Raw genomic sequence first — 17,704 nt, 5'->3', positions numbered from 1 at the left:
CCGCAACGGACGGTTATGCGGTCAGTTCTTCGGCTGCAAGAAGATCCCGGATCCTGGCACGCTCGGTCACGTCCCCGTCGCGAGTGCGGTATGCGGTCATACCGCCGCCGCCGGCGGAGACATCCCGCAACCGGGTGAAAAAGTCGGCCGGCCTCAAGACTTCAGGGGAGACAACGCCAGGACCGGGGACGTTGCCATCGAGGGACATCAGCGCCCCAGCAGCTGCCGGGGTACCGGTCGCGTCGTCCTGGCTCATCTTGCCGCCCGACATAAACGTGATGCCGTCGGCGCCGACGCGCACGTCAACAATGAGTCCCGACCCAACTGACTCCCGACCCGCGTACTGGTCCAGGATGGACTTGAAGCTGTTTGAAATTACGCGGCTCCGATTGTCGTCCTCGGGCAGCCTCGACAGTACCCATCCCAGATGGGTGAATTCGTTGGGAATCAGGCCGCCGCGGTTGACTACCTTTTTCACCCGCGTGAACTGAGGCAGGGTCAGCACCTCGGGGTGGCTCAGCGTCAACACCAGCTGCTCCCCGATCGGGTCGGGGAAGGCCACCCTGCGGGGTTGGAGGACCTCCCAGTCCGGCGACTCGCCCAACTCGGGGATCGCCGTCCTGAAGGAATGCACGAAGTGGGGGACGACAGCACCCACCATGTCGTTCGCATCGACGCACCAGGCTATCTCGACCTCTGCGTCACCCGAGGGAAGTGCATCGAGCGCGAGACGGACGAGCACGTTCGTGGTCCCCGGAGCGGATCCCATTCCTACGAGGGCAGTAACGCCGGCAGCCGTTGCTGCCTCCGAACGCTCGAGCAGGAGTTCGGTCGCATCGGCGTCGTCGCAGATGTCCACGTAATCGGTGCCGGCTGCGATGGCGGCGTCGAGAATGATCGGTCCCAGCGTGTAGTACGGGCCGGTGCAGTTCACCACCAGGTCCACGGAGGCCAGCACCTCCCGAAGCCGGGTGGGGTCGGCGACCAGATCGAACTCGATCAGTTCGACCTCCTGGGCTCCTGCCCGAATGCTTTCGGGCGAGTGGAACTGCCGGTCGCATGCCAGGATGCGCAGCTCCTCGGGTGCACGACCGAGTCCACGAAGTACCCCTGAGGCCTGGGCACCGCCGGCGCCAAGCACGGCAATGGTTTTCTTCGACACGTCTTCACGTTCCTTTGCATTCTTCGAGCGGTCCGCCCGTTTCAGTTATCGAGCCGCACCACCGGGGCGCGGCAGAAATTGTCTAGACCCGGCTCGGCTCCCGAAGGCGCGCGGTGGCCTCCTGGTCAACGACCGGCCCATCGGGCGACTGCACGATCACGACGCCGTAAACCTCGGCTGCGCGTTCCGGTGTCTCCCAGAGTTCGAGCACGTCCTTCAGCACGAGCTCCGGATCCCGTTCGAGCGGCGAACCGTAGCCGCCCCCGGAAGCATCAACGCCGATGACAGCCTGCCCGCGCTCCAGCAGGAAGGCGGCGGTGTTGGGAAGCTTTTCGCGCTTTCCGTTCGGGTGCTCCAACCAGGTTTCCGCCACCAAGCCGTCCTGGCCGCCGAGTACCCCCTTCGGAGGCTCTACCTGCCCATCGCACGGGTAGATCACGGTGATCGGGTCGTCCTTCGGCGTGTACGCGTATTCGAAGGCGGGGCCGCCCCGGTACTTGCCTGCCCCGGCCGTGTCAGGACGGAACTTCAGGTACTTGAAGACAATGGGCATCTTGATCTCGTCGATCTCGATTGAGTCTCGATACATCAACCCCCCGGTACACGGGACCTGCCAATTGACCCAACCGTCCGCGCGCGAGCTTCCCGGACCCCCGTTGGCGGTGACGACCAGCTGATTGACGAATGCCTCACTGGTCCGGTTGTCCGTTCCGGACAGTACCGCGAATCCCGCGCCGACACCAACGGCTCCTTCAGCGACCCCATAGGGTGCTCCGAGCTGCGCAAATGCTGCTCCCACGCAGTTGATGAGGCGGTCGGCGACATTGGTGGTTGCCACCGAACAGCTGTGCGGGAACTTCGGCTTGCCGACGGCGGATCCCTCATTCATATCGATGTGGATGCGCCGAAAGGTTCCGGAGTTCTTCGGGATTCTCTGCGGAATCGCGTTGAAAATGCCACCGAACACCGCACCCCGCGTCGTGGCCTCGGTCAGGTTGAGGCCGCAGTCGACATTCGGGCCGTTCTCCGTCAGGTCGACGTAGATCATGCCTTCGTCCGGCTTGATCTTGATCCTGACGTTGAAATCGAGGCCGTCGGGCAGGTAGGGCTCAAAGGCGTCGTGGCGGCCGGTGTTGTATAGCTCCGCCTCGGGGAGATCCTCGATCGCCGCTTTGGTCAGGGTTTCAGAGTAGTTGAGCCAGTCCTTAATGAACTGTTTTACAGCGGCGGCGCCGTGCTTGGCGACGAATTCCTTCAGTCGCCGCTCGGCGACCCGGGCTGCTCCGAGCTCCGCGAGGAAGTCGCCGTACCACTGGGACGGGACCCGGATACGCGCCTGGCACATCCGGATGACATCCTCGATGTTCTCGTAGTCCGACTGCACCTTTACTACGGGGAAGATCAGGGCGCCTTCCTCGTACACATCCTTGGCGGAGGCATGGTAAGTCGTCGGAATGGAATTCCCAGTATCTGCCTGATGTGCCTTCGCCACGGCGGTGAACATGTGCTCGCCGTCGATAAACACCGGCACGAGAATCGTGTGGTCAGCGGCGTGGGAGTTGCCTACGTAGGGGTTGTTGTCGAGGAAGGCGTCGCCCTCCCGCAGTTGAGGGTGGGCTTCGACCATTGCCGCCCCCTGCAGTTGGGCCCCGAAGATGTGCACAGGGATGCCCTCGGCGGCAGCCAACAAGTCGTTGTCGTGCGAAAGAATGGCGCAGGAGAAATCCCGGGCACCATTGATGACCGCGGAGCGGGCCGATCGCAGAAGCGTGTTGGTCATTTCGCGGACAATGCCGTCGATGCCATTTGCCAGCACCGCGGTACGGATCGAATCAAACTTCTGCTCGGTCATGCCGAGACCTCCTTGATCTGCAGCAAATAGTTTCCGGTGCCGGAAACCCGGGCGGCCATGCCCGGATAGACCACCAATGTTGTCGTGGGTTCCTCGATGATCGCCGGCCCCGTGATCTCTGCACCGGGAACCAGGTGCTGGGGCTTGTAGATCGGTGTCGAGACGCGCCCGATCTCCCCGAAGTAACATTCGCGGCGCAGCGGCGTCGAAGCGGCCTGACTCTCGACAGGTTCCACGGTTGGCGTCCGCTTGGGGACCTCGATCGTGACCCGCGCGATCCAGTTCAGGAACTCGATGTCCGAACCGGTGTCCCGAACAGCGAAGATGCGATCATGCAGGTCATGGAAATCTTCGATCAGCTGCTCGAAATCTTCGTTCGACCTAATGCGATCGCACTGCAGTGGAAGGTCGATGGTCCAGATTTGGCTCTGGTAACGGGCCTCCACGCCGTACTCGATGCTGAATTTCGGGTACCGGTCCGTGAAGCGCTGCGAAAACTTCCGGAGCCGCTCGTCCAGGTCCTCCAGCACCTGATTCACCTGTCCGGCATCGAACCGGCTGGCTGAAGTGATGAGCGCAGCGGACTCTTCCTTGACGATGTCGGCGAAGTGCATGCCCGATGCGGAAAGCGCCGACGCCATTTTTGGCAGGACCGCGCGCTCCGACCCGAGCTCCTCGGCGATGAGCATGATGTTGATTCCTGCCGCTCCGCCGCCGGCGACCAGGGTGCTTTCTTTCGGGTCGAGGCCCTGCGAGACGGTGATTTCGTGCACCGCCTTCACCATCTCCTGGCTCGCCAAGGTGATGATCCCCCAGGCGGCCTCTTCTACGCCTACGCCCAGCTTGTCCGCGAGCCTGCCTACGGCGGCGCGTGCTGCCGCTGCGTCGAGCTGCATGCGCCCGCCGAGGAAGTAGTCGGGGTCGAAGTAACCGAGCACGCATGCCGCATCCGAGACCGTGGGCTCGGTGCCGCCCAACCCGTAGCATACTGGTCCGGGTTCGGACCCGGCCGACTGGGGACCCACGCGCAGCAGGCCGCCGGCGTCGATATGCGCGATCGAGCCGCCCCCGGCGCCCAGGGAACGAATATCCACCGAGGAGATCCCGAGAAGGTCGCCTTCCCACTGGGGTCCGAGCCAGGTGTCCCGCGTCTTCACCACACCGCCGTCTCGGGAAATGCCGACGTCGAAGGTCGTCCCGCCGGTGTCGGCGACGATCATGTCCGAGCCGAGCCCCTCGAGCTTCGAGTACAGGATTCCGGCGAGCGGTGCCATGGAGGGGCCGCTGCGGGCCGCATGGATGGGGCTCTTGATGATCTCGTCGATGCTCATGACTCCGCCGAGACTCGTCGACACTAGAATCTCGCCGTGGTAGCCGAAATTGCGCAGATCCTTCTCGAGTTCCTTGAAGTGACGCTGCATCAGCGGTTTGAGCGACGCATCGATGGCGGCTGCCGAGGTGCGCCGGTATTCACGGATGATCGGCGCGATCTCGTGCGATAAGGTGACCGGAAGTTCCGGGGCCACTTCCGCGATCAGCTCCGCGACCCGCCGCTCGTGGGAAGGGTTCACCACCGACCACAGCAAGGACACCGCGATCGCTTCCGCATCCTGGTCAAGGATCCGTTGGATGACACCACGCAAGTGTTGCTCGTCGAGTTCCTGAAGAACACGGCCCTCTGAATCAATCCTTTCCCGGACGCCGAATGTCTGTCGCCGCGGAATGTAGGGATCGGGGTAGGACTTCGAATAGTCGTACCCGTCCTGCTTGCCGCCCTCCTTCAGCACGAGGGTTTCTTCGAAACCAGCGGTGGTGAGCAGGAACGTCTTGGCGACATTCCGCGTCACGATCGCGTTGGTGGCCCGCGTGGTTCCGTAGATGAACAGGTCGGCCTCGGCGACGAGCTGCTCCGAGGTGAGCCCCAGCTGCTCAGAGGCGAAATCCAGTGCCTGGGAGAGTCCCTTGAAGACCCGGTCGTGAGTGGTCAGGGCCTTGCCGATGACCGGCTCGGGACCTCCTTCTACAACGACGTCGATGAAGGTTCCGCCGGTATCGGCGGAGATCTGATAGCTCATTGGCTACTCCCTTGTAATCCAACACTTGGTGTGGCGCAGGCGCCGTTCGAACTCATTCTTTAACGTTAAGTAAGGGGCTGTCAAGGGTTATTTAACGTCTTTTCAATTTAGCTGACTGCTTTCAGGTCTAGCGGCCGCGCCATTGGGGGGAGCGCCCCTCAGCGAACGCCCGCGGGCCCTCCTGCGCGTCCTCCGATTGAAGGGCACGCCGCACGGATTTCACGTCGGCTTGCAAGGCAGCAAACGCCGCCCGCTCGCTCATGCCCCGAGTCACCGACACGGTTTCGATCACGGCCGCCACCGCGAGTGGTGCAGCCCGGCAGATCTCCCGGGCAAGCGCGATGGCTTCCTCGAGCACGCGTTCGGCAGGGACGAGTCGATTGACCAGGCCCCATTGCAAGGCTTCTTCTGCGCCGAAACGCCGGCCCGTGAGCAGCAGTTCCAGGGCGACCGCCCGCGGGACCGAAGCGGGAAGCCGGGTCAGCCCGCCCGCGTCCGGGAGGATGCCGAGGCCGACCTCAGGAAAAGCGAAGACAGCGGATTCTGATGCGACCGCCATGTGACTGGCCAGCATCAGCTCGACACCGCCCCCGTAGGCGGAACCATTGACCGCGGCGATGACCGGCTTCGTAAGGTCGAAGTTCTCCGTCAGCCCCGCGAACCCCCCGGCCCCCTGGTCGGCGTCATGGTCCTCGCCGTCGGCCGCCGCCTTCAGATCCCAGCCGGCACTGAAGAAACGCTTCCCTGCTCCGGTGACGATTCCCACCCGCAGGTCCTCGCGCGCCTCCAGCTCCGAGAAGGCCTCGTAGAGCGCCGCGCTGGTGGCCGCGCTGATCGCGTTCGCTTTGGGCCGGTCGATGGTGACCACGAGGATCTGGTCGACAACCTCGGTTAGCACGCCTGTCTTCATCAGTAAATCCTTTCTGGCTGGAACTCTTCCCGCGTCATCCCGCGTTTAGCTCTTGACCTCTACGCGCTTCATCCTTAGATTACTTAATAGTAATTAAGTGTCCAGGGCCAACCCTTGGACCGCAACACTCAATGAGGAGAGAATTTACGTGCATCCCTCAGGATTCAGCAGCCGGCCGCTCCCGTTCGCCACCCTCTGCGACGCGCTTGCTCACTGGGCGCGTGAGGCCCCCGAGCGGATCGCGCTCACCCAAGGCGACCATCAACTCACATGGGCCGATCTTTCGCTGCGGGTAGGGCAATGCAGGACGTGGCTACGGGAACGAGGCGTCAAATCGGGCGATCGGGTCGTTATCGTCGGCCACAACTCCGTTCCGTGGGTGATCCATTACCTCGCGGTGATCGGGCTGGGTGCTGTCGTTGCTCCCGCTAATAACCGTCTCAATCCGGCTCAGTTCGCCGATCAGGCGAAACTGCTGGAAGCTGCCCTCGTACTCCACGACGACGACCACTCAGAGATTGTCAGCCGGGTGGCAGGTGTGCCTGTTCAGGACCTGTTCCACGAACTTCCGTCACAGGCTGACACCGAAGAGATCGCCCTTCAGCCGGACGCGCCCGCCCTCATCAGTTTCACTTCGGGCACGACCGGGCGCCCGAAGGGAGCCACCCTCTCTCAGCGGGCGCTGGCCGAGGCGTCGTGGGCCTTCGTCCGCGTCATGCACACCACCCAGGAGGACTCCACGCTGGTGGTCGTCCCCATGTTCCACAACACTGGATTCATCGACCAACTCGGGCACATGCTGCTCGTCGGGGGCCGAACCGATCTGTTGAAGAAGTTTCGGACCGCACTCGCCGTCCAGGCGTTGATTGGCCGCCCGGTGACCTACCTCGCGGCCGTGCCCAGCATCCACCGACTCATTATGCTGGCGGATGGTGCCGACCAAGCCCTGTCGCACCTGAGGATTCTGCTCTACGGCGGATCGCCCATGCCGCACACGTGGATCGAAGAGTATTTGTCGCGCTGGCCGCAGATCCAGCTTTACCACGGGTACGGACTGTCGGAGTACGGCTCGGCGATCTCCTTCCTGCCACCGCAGCTTGCGCGCGATTTCGGTGAATCGATTGGCATGCCTGTCCCCTTCACCTCGATTCGAATTGTCGGGGACGACGGAAACGACGTCCCGCCGGGCGAGGTCGGCGAACTCTGGGCGAAGGGACCGACCGTCATGCTCGGTTACTGGCAGCAGCCCCAGCTCACAACCTCAAAAATAGTTGACGGCTGGCTGCGCACCGGCGACCTCGCCAGAGCCGAAGGAGACCTCTACTACTTCGAAGGCAGGGTCGACGACGTCATCAACCGAGGCGGCGAGAAGGTCCTGCCGGCCCACATCGAGGGGCTCCTCGCGACCATCCCCGAAGTGGCTCTCGGATGCGTCTTTGCCGTAGCGGACTCAATTCTTCAGAATCGTGTATTCGCCGCAATCGAGGAACGTCCAGGTCTTGTTTTCGACGAGCAATCCGCGCTTGAACAACTTCGGGAACAGCTGCCCGATTACGCGGTGCCCGAACGTGTCTTCGCGCAGACCCCCTTGCCTCGCACCGCGAGCGGGAAAGTCGACCGGCGCGCCGTCGCCGCGCTCTTCGCGAGCACGGCAAACCAGCGTGATCGAGAGTCCACGCACGTGGGACAACACGGACGGGCATGACCCGGAACATCATGACAACGTGTATGCATTACGGGGGACAGTCGTCACCGCCACCAACCCAAGATAGGCATAGGAATTGAGCACGAGCACCGAGTTGAATGGCGTTCTGACCAAGAGGCCCGCCAAAGGCAGAGGGAACGTCGGCCGCGAGCGTGTCATGGAAGTGGCGACACAGATGTTCCTCCGATACGGCTATTCGGGGACCAGCATGAAAGCATTGGCCGTTGAGCTCGGTGTATCGGCTCCGGCCATCTACTGGTACTTCTCGTCGAAGGAAGACCTGTATGTGGAGGTTATTGAAACTTCGATGCGGGATTTCACCACATTTGTTCAGTCTGCGGCGACTGCCGACGACCCGTCCACCCGCCTGGAGCAGCTGGTCCGGGCTCATGTCACCTGGCAGCTGGTTCAGTCCGACGCCGCCCGTACCTTCAACCTCAGCAGAGCTCAGGCCGACGAAGTTCCCCTTGACAGACTCGAGGTCGTCCGCGATCTGCAAATCAAGTACCGCGATCAAATCCGTCAAATTCTGCAGGATGGGCGGGACTGTGGCCAGTTCCACTTCGACAACGTGAATGTCACCGCATTCGGCGTCATCACGCTATGCGAATACGTGTACTCGTGGTTCAACCCCAACGGAAAGCTGAGTAGCACCGAGGTCGCCGAGCTGCTCGTCGCTTTGGTCCGCAATATGGTCGGCACAACTCGATAGCGAAACTCATTACATCCACTGCGGTCGATACCTCATTTCAGTTCGACCGTCCAATGTATTCACAGGAGGTCTCATGAACACGGAAAACATGCACAAGCTTCTCGAGGAGTACCACGAGGCTTGGGGGCGGGGAGATCAAGAAGCCGGCATGGACTTTTACTCCGACGACGTCATCGTTCACATGGGTGGCGGAGGTCCGCTTTCCGGCGTCTACCGAGGCAAAAAGGACTTTGTCGAAAATTGGATCGGACGCGTAAATTCTTATGTCGACCGGTGGCAGGTTGGTGGCGAAGCCGAAGATGAGAAGGACAATGTCCTCCTCATTGGTGAGGATGGAGTTCTGATGCTCGTGCACGAAGTCTGGGGCAAGGGGGACAAGGAAGTCGTGACGAAGCGCCTCGGCTTCTATAAATGGGAAGGCCGGAAAATCGTCGAATGCTTTTTCGCCGATATGAACCAGCCTGAAGTCGAAGCATTCTTCGGCGACTTGAGCTGAACGTTCATGCCGTGAAGGAGTGGCAGTATCCTCCGCGAGCAGCACACGGCGTGGAGGTCAATTCCTGTCATCCTGTGCTACTCCGCACGCAGCACAGTGATTGCACCATCGTATGAACCTCGTGGAGATCAATATCGTCCAAACCTTGAGTTAGCTATACAGCAGGAAGAACTCGAGTCCTGAGAGGGATTCCACGGATTCATTGCCGGCTCGTTACTCGTTCCGCGGCGTCCCTGAACTGAACGGCTCGTAGTCCTTCGAGCTAGTGACTGTATAACCAATATTGTGTTCCGGTGGCGCCTGCTTCCCGTAGTGGCGCGACCAAATCCGGTTCGACATACTCCGCGTCCTTTTTTGTGCAGCGCGCTAGATTATCCGGATGCTTGGGCTTTCTGCGCGACGCCTAAACGAACGAAAACAACAACTACCGGATCGCCCTGGAGGCGGTGCAAGGAATGCGGGGGGTGTCCCTATGTTGTTCGTCAAGGGGTCAGGCTGCCTTGAGCTGGGGTGTTTCGTAGAGCGTCATGTCGCGGAGCATGGCGAAGAGGACATCGCAGCGGCGCCTGGCGAGAGCAATCAGGGCTTGGTTGTGTCGTCTCCCCTCGGCGCGTTTCCGGTCGTAGTAGGCGCGTGAAACCGGTCCTTGAGCGCCGCGAACGCGGAGAGGAACAAGGCACGTTTGAGGACTTTGTTTCCCTTCTTCGACGGATGGTCGCCGCGGATCGAAGTACCCGATCTCCAAGTCACCGGCGCGAATCCGGAGTAGGAGGCCAGATGTCCTGCGGAGGCGAATTCCTTGCCGACGATCTCGGTGATTATCCGTGCTTCCGTCCTGACGCCGACCGCCGGCACGGAGGTCAGGACGAGGTGAAGAGGGTGGGCCTTTACGAGTTCTTCAACCCGGGCCAGCACCTGGGCACGGGAACTTCGCAAGTGCACGAGTTGGGCAGCGAGCTGCGGCAATACGATGCCTGCGGCACCGGTGCCGGATACCACAACCGTCTGCTCACTCAATGCCGTGAACACCTCGGCCGCCCAGCGCTTGCCGGCCCGCGGAGCAAACTTGCCCAGCAGTGCGGTCACGCGGGCCTGACCGGCCTTTCGCAGGGCATCCGGGGTCGGGTATTTGATCAGCAGTTCGGCCATCGCCGGATGGTCCAGATGCGGTCCGATCACCCTCTCCAACGCCGGGTGGATTTGGGTGAGCAGGCCACGGATCCGGTTCGAAGCAGCCGTGGCCTGTTGCGCCAGGTCATCGTCGAAGCCGCAGAGCATCGACAGTTCCTCAGCCTGCTCATCGGCTAAGGCGATGGCGCGCAGGGTGTGGGGCATGGTCCGGGCAGCCTCGGCGATGATCGCCGCGTCCCGCGCATCGGTTTTCGCCTCACCCGGGTGCAGGTCCGCGATGCGGCGCATCGCCAGACCGGGCAGATAGCCGACCATGACGCCTTCGGCCTGGGCCACGGCGACCGGCAGGGCACCGATCGTGGCTGGCTGATCGACCACCAACAGCAAAGTCCCGTGCCGGGCGAGGGAAGCGATGATTTCACGCAGTTTCACCTCGTCCTGGGGCAGCGCCTTGTCCAGCAGTTTCTTGCCGTCGCGGTCCAGCGCCACCGCGTGATGGTTGCTCTTGCCCACGTCAACACCAATAAAGACATCAACAAGATGGTGTTCTTTGATCACGCCGCCTCCAGAGATCAAATCCAGTACGAGTGCTGGCATGTCCTGCGGCGGCAGAGTTCGGCATCCACGTTACGGCCGACCTGCCATGGTCTAAGCTTCGGCTGGTCTTGTCCCCATCAGTGATCCTCTGGCGCCTATCGGACCCCGGTGACAACACCCCCCGGATCATGAACGACTGGGGGCAGACATCATGCCGGGGCCGACAGGCCAGCAACCCTGATTCTTACTATTCAGGGCTTACGAAGAAGGTAACGGGGGCAGCACGCCGTGCGCAGAGCTCGCCCGAACCCGCCAGCACGATATCGAAGCATTCTTGCACTGGCTGTTGGGCAAGAACTCCCAAACCCAGGTTGGCGGAACGACGGCCGGCCGTTGCACGTGCAAGTGGGGTTTCTGGCGACGCTGCCTGTGGATGACCGCCTTCACCACGCCCCTGCCCCTGCCCCTGCGATCTTGCCACCAGCGACGGCCTCGTGCTCAGACATCGTATTTGGCCATGCTCCGCATGGTGCGGACCCTTGGATGGGCGTTAAGCTCATGGTGAGGCATAAACGATCGCCGAACGTGGCCCAGTGGACAGGGGCCGCCAAGCTGTAGGCCGCTAACTATTAAGGATTCTAGGATGGTTTTGACTGGAACCGCCGGCAAGACCGGCGCTGGGAGCAAACGCTCAGCGGGTAGCGGTGATGCAATCAGCCGGGAAAGGGTCATGAAGGTAGCCCTGCAGATGTTCCTGAAAAATGGGTATGCCGGGACCAGCCTGAAGGCTCTGGGCCAGGAGCTGGGAGTCTCTGCACCGGCCATCTACTGGTACTTCCCCTCAAAGGATGACCTTTACGCGTCCGTCTTCGACGCTGCCATGAAGGCCTTTTTGGATCACGTTCGAGCGTCGATAACCGAGGAAGAGCCCGTCCTCAAATTGGGTCAAATAGTGCGTGCCCACGTTTCCTGGCAGCTCCAGCAGTTGGGCTCTTCCCGCGCCTTCGACCTGACGATGACATATAAGGGCGAGTCTTACGGACTCCCCCGCGATCGCCTGGCACCCGTCTTCAAGATGCAGCGCGAGTATGTGCGCGAGGTCAGGGAAGTCCTACAGGCCGGCAAAGACCGAGGTGTCATGCGGGTGGACGACGTTACAACAACCGCATTCGCCATCATCACGTTATGCGATTATGTATTCACCTGGTTCGATCCCGAGGGCGAAATGTCCGTGGCTGCGGTCGCCAACCGGTACGAAGGCCTCGTCAGGAATATGGTGGGGGCATCCCGCTCCCCGTTCTCCCGGGAAGCGGGTTCAGGGCCGACCGCGGTGGAGCAGCAGCCTCCTGTCCAATCGTCCGCGGTCTGACCCGCGCTCTCAGTCGAGGCACGAGGTCATCCTAAGTCAGTTGCAAAACCGGCATCGGACTGCATGCCGGACATCGAGGTCAGGACCGGGTGAAGAGGGTGGGTCTCCACGAGGGCTTCGCCCTTGGCGGAGACTTCATTGCGCTGGGTGCGCAGGGCCAGCAGCTGTGCGACCAGTCAACGTACGACGATAGCGGCGGCTCCGGTGCCGGCGACTACCACAGGGCGTCGGATAGCCGCCGGCACGCGGCCCGCTGTTGAATCTGGCCTTTTGGTTTGCGGGTCGGCTCGAGATGGGCATCGATGGTTTCCAGCAGTGAATCAAGCGTCCGTGCGCGGCCGTAAGCGGCCGTCCACGATAGGCACCTCTCATCGCTGGCGGCCAGCAGGCGGGATGTGGACCACCGGCTTTCGCACCCTCTGCAGTTCGGACATTCACTCGAGGTCACCGAAAGATGGGTAGCACCAAGTGGGTTTGGGTTGCCACTCCTCATTGGAGGGTGTTTCGATTATCGCCTGCACGCAGCATTCATGGCCGCTTACTTATCACCCGACAGGCGGGCAGCGGACGCCACCATTGCGTTATTCCCAGATACCGCCGCGGTGCCTCAGGAACCACGAGCTAAGCTCGCCCCTACATAACCAGTTGTAAGTCCGCTTGTGCTTGTCTTCGCCAACGACTGACCGGGAATTCCCAAACGCCCTCGCACGGAGCCATTTAGCACGTATTCAAGTAGGTCTTCTATGTGACTGAAATTCGGATCTCAGCAGCCTTCTTATCAGGCTCTACCGAGCGATCCGGCGTAGTGTGGATTGTTATTGAATGACTGGTGCGGGTTTACATATGACGAGGTGCGTATCGGTGAGCACCGGAGTTTGTTCTCGGCGCCTCACCGATGCCGAGTGCCGAAGCCCCGCTTTAGTAGCAGTTTCACCATCCATCTGCGCTAATAGAAACACCTCGCTGGGGATGAGACGTACCAGTGTCTATAACGCTGAAATCACGAGGTCGGTCGAACCGTGACGTTGGCTTCCGCCGATGAATACGAATGACTCGACACACCTAGGCCGACGGCTCTCCTCCCGGCTCCCGGGTGGCGTAATTCTGAGCATCTGCAGAAGTCATTTGTTACACGGGTTAAGCGCCACCGAGCGGAGTCGGGGACTCCGGCAGCGTTTCGTAGATGTAGAGGTTCGAGATCACCCCACCGTCTACTACTAGATCGATTCCCGAGATCGCCGAAGCGTCATCAGAAGCAAGAAATGCAACCGCAGCGGCAATCTCCTCGGGCTCAACGAGCCTGCGCAGCGGCACACGTGTGAAGTCGTTGAGGACGTGATCGAGAACTGTCGGTGTCGCTGTCTTATGAAACATATCAGTGTTAACAAAACCGGGCGCGACGGTATTCACCCGCACTCCGAGAGGCCCCAACTCCATCGTCATGGCCCGGGCGAGGCCTGAGACCGCAGCTTTGCTGGAGACATAGGTGGGATAGGGGCCGTCGGCACCGAAAGCATCGATCGAGGAAATGTGGATTATGGATCCGCTCCTGGCCTTCGCCATGTGTTGAGCGACAGCATGGGACATAATCATGGTGCCTGTGACGTTGGTTTCGAGAATCGCCCGAAAGGCTTTGGGACTGGATTCGAGGAAGGGCGGCTCGTCGAAGATCGCCGCATTGTTCACCAGGATGTCGACTGTTCCCCGCTCTTCGACAAGCGAGTCGACGAACGGATAAACGTCCTCCTCCGCGGAGATGCTCAGATCTGCCGGTGTCGCCTGACCTCCTCCATCTTCGATCTCTCGTGCGGTCTCCTTCAGCGCGGAGAGTGTCCTTCCGACGAGGGAGACATGCGCACCCTCGGCAGCCAGTCGAATGGCGATCGACCGCCCGATTCCTTGCCCGGCACCGGTCACGATGGCATTACGTCCTTGCAAGCGTGAGCCAACATTGGTCTGCAACGTATCTCCTTCTATTGGGGTCGATTGCTCTACTGGGGTCGATGGGTCAAATAGTTCCGCAATGGTGAAGGGCTAGGGGGCACTCGTCCGCCGACGAACGAGAACCTCGAACGAAACGGCAGCGATGAGCACCGCACCCTTGATGAGGTCCTGTGCCGGCGAAGGCAGTGCGAGGGAGGAGAAAAGGTTGTTCATAGTGGCCAGGATCCCGACGCCGATGGCAGTTCGCCACATGGCTCCGGTTCCGCCGTAAAGGGAAGTGCCGCCAAGCACCACGGCCGTGATGGCGTCGAGGGCCACGTTGGGCGCCTGGCTTGAGTCGCCCACCGAGAGTTTCGACGCGAGGATGACCGCTGCAAACGCTGCGAGAAAACCGGTGACGACGTAAGTCGTGATGGTGATCCGATCGACCGGAAGGCCCGTGAGCCGAGCAGCTTCGCGATTACCGCCGGTGGCATAGAGTTGCCGCCCGTAGGCTGACTTGGCTAGTACGAAGCCCCCGATCAGGAACAGCGCAATCACGATCACGAAGGCTATCGACACCGGCCCGATCCGCCCGGCTCCGAGCAAGTTGAATTGAGTGCCACCTGGAACGATGATGGGACGCATCCCGGACACGAGGGCCGCCGCGCCCAGGAAAATTGATGCACTCGCAAGCGTCGCGATGAGCGCATTCACCTTGAGCTTGGTGATGACCAGTCCATTGAACAGTCCTGCCAGCAGGCCGATCGCCATAGCGATGAGCATCGCAGCAATGACGGGCAGCCCAGCCATATACAGCATGGCATAAGTTACGGAACCCATGCCGAACGTTCCCGCCACCGACAGGTCAAATCCTCCGCCAATAATGACCAGAGTCATTCCGACCGCGATGATGGCCATGCTGGCGTTCTGGGTGATCGTGTTTTGCAGGTTCGCGAAGCTCAGAAAGGAGGGGTACGAAATCTGGGCCGCGATCACCAGGACGATGAGGAGGATCACCATGCCGTACTTTAGCGCGAGCTGCGACAGCTTCTTCCCTGTCCCTGTGGTTCTTATGGCTGTGGTGGTCATATTTCCTAATCAATTCCAAAGGCTAGCCGCAGGATGTCATCCTGCGTGACGTGTGTGGTTGCGGTGAGTTCTCCCGCGATGCGGCCGTGGTTGAGCACGTAGATGCGGTCGCTGACCGCGGCCACCTCCTCGAGGTCGCTGGAGACGAAGATGATGCCCATTCCGGCGTCGGCCATCTCCCGGAGCATCTGCATGATTTGGCCCTTGGCGCCGATGTCTACACCCCGGGTCGCTTCGTCTGCGAGAAGAAGCCGGGGAGCACGCAAACCCCATCTGGCGAAGAGGACCTTCTGCTGGTTGCCTCCGGACAGTTGGCCGGCCGGTAGCGGGAGGAGCCGCGGGGGGATACCGAATCGTTCGGCGAGGGGTCCCAGCAGGTGAGCCACGGTCGGGTTATGGACCCAGCCGAGACGGGAGACCCGCTGCAGATCGCCGATGATGATGTTGTCGGCAGATGTACTCTCCAGGGCGAGGCCGTCGGTCTTCCGTTCCTCCGGTATATAGCCGATGCCGAGCTTCCACGCCTCGCGCGGGGATATTGGTGGACTCATCCGTCGCCCGGCCAGAGTGATCGTCCCCTTCGGTGCAGGCTGGGCGCCGGCAAGCGCGCGCAGCAGCGTCGACCGGCCCGAGCCCACGAGCCCCCCAATGCCGACGATCTCTCCGGGGTCGACGCGGATATTGACGTCGGCTAGTTTGCCGACTCTGAGATCGGTCACGGTCAGGAGAGGCACAACGGACTCATGTTTTCGCGATGAGCGCTTTGTCTCGGCCCTTTCCAACTGCGCCGCCTCTTCACCGAGCATGGCTTGAACGAGGGACGATTCAGTCCATCGGTCGACGGGGGACTTATCTATCAGATGCCCGTTACGGAATACGGTCACCGTGTCGGCGAGCGCGAGGACCTCGTCGAGATAGTGGCTCACAAATATGACTGTGACGCCGTTGTCGCGGAGGTCGCGGATGGTCTTAAAGAGCGCAGAGCGTTCGTCAGGTGCGAGCACCGCGGTGGGCTCGTCGAGGAGGAGGATGCGGCTTTCCAGGGCTAGGCCGCGCATAATCTCGAGCATCTGCTGGTTAGCGAGCGAGAGGCCGCCCACTCGCGCCCCGGGGTCGATCTTGACCCCGAGTTGGTCGCAGAGCTCGAAAAAGCGCGGGCGCCGACGCTCCCATGTGACGTAACTCAGCGGGTTGCCGAGTTGTCCGATGAAAACATTCTCAATCGCGGTCATTTCGGGGAAGAGGGAGAGTTCCTGATACACGGTGGCAATACGCGCAGCAGAGGCCGAACGCGTATCCAATCCCCGTGGGGATTCTTCACCCAGGACAGTGATGTTCCCTTCGCTCGGGGCGATGCGGCCTGAGAGAAGTCCAAGACAGGTCGATTTCCCGGCACCGTTCTGCCCTACGAGTGCGTGGATCTTCCCGGGTTCGAAACGGACAGTGAGCCCGCGCAGCGCGTAAAAGGCTCCGTAAGTCTTGCTGACATCTGTGAGTTCCACCGCGAACTCCTGCGCGGGCTCAATATCCAGGTTCATGTTGATCAGTACTCGAACGCGAAGTCGTTGACGTTGTCCTGGTTGACGATCACGTTCGTCTGTACATTGGTGTCTTCCCCTCCCGGGCCGCATTCGCTGAGCACGAGCTGCGGTACGGACTCGCCGCTGAACGCCGAGTTCAGGATGTCGACACTGCATGCGCCTGCCGAATACGGAAAGTAAGGCACGCTGGCGGCAACCCGACCGTCGACGATCGGCTGCTTGACGGTCTGATCCCCCCCGAGGTCATAGACCACCACGTCATCGCGGTTTGCTTCAGCGATGGCAGACAGGACCCCGATGGTAATGGTGGAGAAGTGCGAGAGAACGACCTGGGTTTCAGGGTGTGTTACCAGCGCGTTCTGGGTCTCCCTCAGCGCGGAGTCCCCCGAATAGTCAGCGTAATAGACGTCGAGCAGCTCGAAATTGGGATTCTTTGCTGCGGCGTTGCGGACCGCCTCTTCGGCCGCAATGACCACGTCCTGGGCACTCGGACCGGCGATGTACACAACCTTCGTCGGCTCAGTGATCTGCGAGCTGACGAAGTCTGCCCACAACTGGTAGTACTCCACGGTGCCGCCGCCCATGACGGTGCTGACCGAACCCGGCGCCACCAGATCCATACCCTTCGCGAGAGTCTTTCCGCACAGGGGTGTGATGACCGGGACCACCGCGATGTTAGCGGCAGGAGCGTCTTCCGTGAGCGCCTTGCAGACCGTCGCGCCCTCCGCGGCGTACACCACGAAGGCGTTGAACTGGCCCCCTTCGATCGCGTTCTCGATTTGGGACAGCTGGGTATTGGCGTCCCATCCGGCTTCGAACTGCGTGACCTTCGCGCCCAGTTCGCTGGCCATATCCTCGACGCCCAGGGCCATCGCCTGAGTGTAGGTCGTGTCCATAGCGGCATTGAAGAAGGCGATGTTCAGTTCGCCGGCTCCCTCAATCTCGAGCAGGGACTCGCCGAGGTCGAGGGTGAGTGCGTCCCCGGAGAGTTCAGCGGAGGTCTCCCCCAGGTTGGATGCCTGCCAGTTCAGGGACGATCGGACGTCGCCTTGCGTATCCTCCTGCGCGGAGCTGCCAGATTCCGATTCCACGGTTCCGCACGCCGTGGCGGCGAGAACCATTGATACGGCGATGGCTACGCCGGCGGCGGCCCTGCTCGGGGCGCCCTGTGACTTCGTAAAATTTTGCACAGAATTCCT

12 protein-coding genes and 1 pseudogene are annotated in these 17,704 nt (G+C 61.4%); 4 read left to right on the top strand and 9 right to left on the bottom strand.

Going from position 1 to position 17,704, the window contains the following annotated elements; genetic code table 11:
• Window positions 1–13: 13 nt before the first annotated feature.
• The 4 genes from AC5RVG_RS09180 to AC5RVG_RS09165 form a co-directional block, all read right to left on the bottom strand.
• Complete coding sequence (locus AC5RVG_RS09180) at window positions 14–1,162, bottom strand: saccharopine dehydrogenase family protein (RefSeq protein WP_494013600.1); 1,149 nt, start codon at window positions 1,160–1,162, stop codon at window positions 14–16.
• An 82-nt stretch (window positions 1,163–1,244) separates the two neighbouring features.
• Window positions 1,245–3,014 carry a hydantoinase B/oxoprolinase family protein gene (locus AC5RVG_RS09175; RefSeq protein ID WP_494013599.1) on the bottom strand — a complete coding sequence of 590 codons (1,770 nt, stop codon included), beginning with the start codon at window positions 3,012–3,014 and terminating at the stop codon, window positions 1,245–1,247.
• Complete coding sequence (locus AC5RVG_RS09170) at window positions 3,011–5,089, bottom strand: hydantoinase/oxoprolinase family protein (protein WP_494013598.1); 2,079 nt, start codon at window positions 5,087–5,089, stop codon at window positions 3,011–3,013. The genes AC5RVG_RS09175 and AC5RVG_RS09170 overlap by 4 nt, the downstream gene beginning before the upstream one ends.
• Window positions 5,090–5,216: 127 nt before the next feature.
• Window positions 5,217–5,999 carry an enoyl-CoA hydratase-related protein gene (locus AC5RVG_RS09165; RefSeq protein WP_494013597.1) on the bottom strand — a complete coding sequence of 261 codons (783 nt, stop codon included), beginning with the start codon at window positions 5,997–5,999 and terminating at the stop codon, window positions 5,217–5,219.
• 97 nt (window positions 6,000–6,096) lie between these two features.
• On the opposite strand from AC5RVG_RS09165, the gene AC5RVG_RS09160 reads away from it, so the two are divergent.
• The 3 genes from AC5RVG_RS09160 (at window position 6,097) to AC5RVG_RS09150 (ending at window position 8,912) form a co-directional block, all read left to right on the top strand.
• Window positions 6,097–7,704, top strand: coding sequence for a class I adenylate-forming enzyme family protein (locus AC5RVG_RS09160; RefSeq protein ID WP_494013596.1), 1,608 nt, complete (start codon window positions 6,097–6,099; stop codon window positions 7,702–7,704).
• Between the two features lie 76 nt (window positions 7,705–7,780).
• Window positions 7,781–8,416 (top strand): TetR/AcrR family transcriptional regulator, encoded by a 636-nt coding sequence (locus tag AC5RVG_RS09155; protein WP_494013595.1) that lies wholly within the window; start codon window positions 7,781–7,783, stop codon window positions 8,414–8,416.
• Window positions 8,417–8,489: 73 nt separating this feature from the next.
• Window positions 8,490–8,912 carry a nuclear transport factor 2 family protein gene (locus AC5RVG_RS09150; RefSeq protein WP_494013594.1) on the top strand — a complete coding sequence of 141 codons (423 nt, stop codon included), beginning with the start codon at window positions 8,490–8,492 and terminating at the stop codon, window positions 8,910–8,912.
• Window positions 8,913–9,402: 490 nt separating this feature from the next.
• Here the strand turns inward: AC5RVG_RS09150 and AC5RVG_RS09145 are convergent.
• A pseudogene (locus AC5RVG_RS09145) lies at window positions 9,403–10,640 on the bottom strand (IS110 family RNA-guided transposase).
• A gap of 583 nt (window positions 10,641–11,223) precedes the next feature.
• Here AC5RVG_RS09145 and AC5RVG_RS09140 point away from each other — a divergent pair.
• Complete coding sequence (locus AC5RVG_RS09140) at window positions 11,224–11,949, top strand: TetR/AcrR family transcriptional regulator (RefSeq protein ID WP_494013593.1); 726 nt, start codon at window positions 11,224–11,226, stop codon at window positions 11,947–11,949.
• A 1,137-nt stretch (window positions 11,950–13,086) separates the two neighbouring features.
• Here AC5RVG_RS09140 and AC5RVG_RS09135 read toward each other — a convergent pair.
• From AC5RVG_RS09135 to AC5RVG_RS09120, 4 genes are all read right to left on the bottom strand, one after another.
• A complete protein-coding gene (locus AC5RVG_RS09135; protein WP_494013592.1) occupies window positions 13,087–13,911 on the bottom strand; it encodes an SDR family NAD(P)-dependent oxidoreductase in 825 nt (274 codons plus the stop codon).
• Window positions 13,912–13,983: 72 nt separating this feature from the next.
• On the bottom strand, window positions 13,984–14,964 hold the full coding sequence (locus tag AC5RVG_RS09130) for an ABC transporter permease (protein ID WP_494013591.1): 981 nt from the start codon (window positions 14,962–14,964) through the stop codon (window positions 13,984–13,986).
• Between the two features lie 5 nt (window positions 14,965–14,969).
• A complete protein-coding gene (locus AC5RVG_RS09125; RefSeq protein ID WP_494013590.1) occupies window positions 14,970–16,502 on the bottom strand; it encodes a sugar ABC transporter ATP-binding protein in 1,533 nt (510 codons plus the stop codon).
• A gap of 5 nt (window positions 16,503–16,507) precedes the next feature.
• The gene (locus tag AC5RVG_RS09120; RefSeq protein WP_494013589.1) at window positions 16,508–17,695 is read right to left on the bottom strand and encodes a sugar ABC transporter substrate-binding protein; all 1,188 of its coding nucleotides are present in this window, start codon (window positions 17,693–17,695) and stop codon (window positions 16,508–16,510) included.
• Window positions 17,696–17,704: the final 9 nt, after the last annotated feature.

The organism is Arthrobacter senegalensis, from assembly GCF_059091765.1.
The sequence above is the reverse complement of the archived record's forward strand: the minus strand, read 5'-3'. Positions and strand labels throughout refer to the sequence as shown.

What these genes read in the sequence shown, in the direction of transcription:
- AC5RVG_RS09175 (WP_494013599.1), bottom strand. Translation starts at nt 3,014, where the DNA reads ATGACCGAGCAGAAGTTTGATTCGATCCGTACCGCGGTGCTGGCAAAT.
- AC5RVG_RS09150 (WP_494013594.1), top strand. Translation starts at nt 8,490, where the DNA reads ATGAACACGGAAAACATGCACAAGCTTCTCGAGGAGTACCACGAGGCT.
- AC5RVG_RS09165 (WP_494013597.1), bottom strand. Translation starts at nt 5,999, where the DNA reads ATGAAGACAGGCGTGCTAACCGAGGTTGTCGACCAGATCCTCGTGGTC.
- AC5RVG_RS09170 (WP_494013598.1), bottom strand. Translation starts at nt 5,089, where the DNA reads ATGAGCTATCAGATCTCCGCCGATACCGGCGGAACCTTCATCGACGTC.
- AC5RVG_RS09125 (WP_494013590.1), bottom strand. Translation starts at nt 16,502, where the DNA reads ATGAACCTGGATATTGAGCCCGCGCAGGAGTTCGCGGTGGAACTCACA.
- AC5RVG_RS09130 (WP_494013591.1), bottom strand. Translation starts at nt 14,964, where the DNA reads ATGACCACCACAGCCATAAGAACCACAGGGACAGGGAAGAAGCTGTCG.
- AC5RVG_RS09140 (WP_494013593.1), top strand. Translation starts at nt 11,224, where the DNA reads ATGGTTTTGACTGGAACCGCCGGCAAGACCGGCGCTGGGAGCAAACGC.